The sequence below is a fragment of the Pseudovibrio flavus genome (assembly GCF_009711345.1).
Taxonomy (GTDB): Bacteria; Pseudomonadota; Alphaproteobacteria; order Rhizobiales; family Stappiaceae; genus Pseudovibrio; species Pseudovibrio flavus.
The window spans coordinates 1-230 of sequence record NZ_SMMA01000005.1 but is presented as its reverse complement, the minus strand read 5'-3'; the positions used below and the strand labels follow the sequence as shown (position 1 = coordinate 230).

1 protein-coding gene is annotated in these 230 nt (G+C 54.3%); it reads left to right on the top strand.

The window, feature by feature from the left end:
* Positions 1–230: hypothetical protein (locus E1162_RS19330; protein WP_257098520.1), on the top strand; the 230-nt coding region annotated here is incomplete at both ends.

The window sequence follows — 230 nt, the reverse complement described above, 5'->3', positions numbered from 1 at the left end:
GAGGTTGGTGTAACCGATCAGGTTGATACATCGGGCGATGTGCCTTTGATCTGTGTTGACGAGACCGATGTTGGAACCGACCCGCTTCTGATCAATCTGGGTGAGTACTTCACGGCTCAGGCAACAGATGCTGATAGTTCAGAAAGCCTGACCACGGTTGAGTTCACCATCTCCGGCCTGCCGGATGGGACGCAGTTTTCGACCGATGGCGGTGGTAGCTTCTCTTCTGC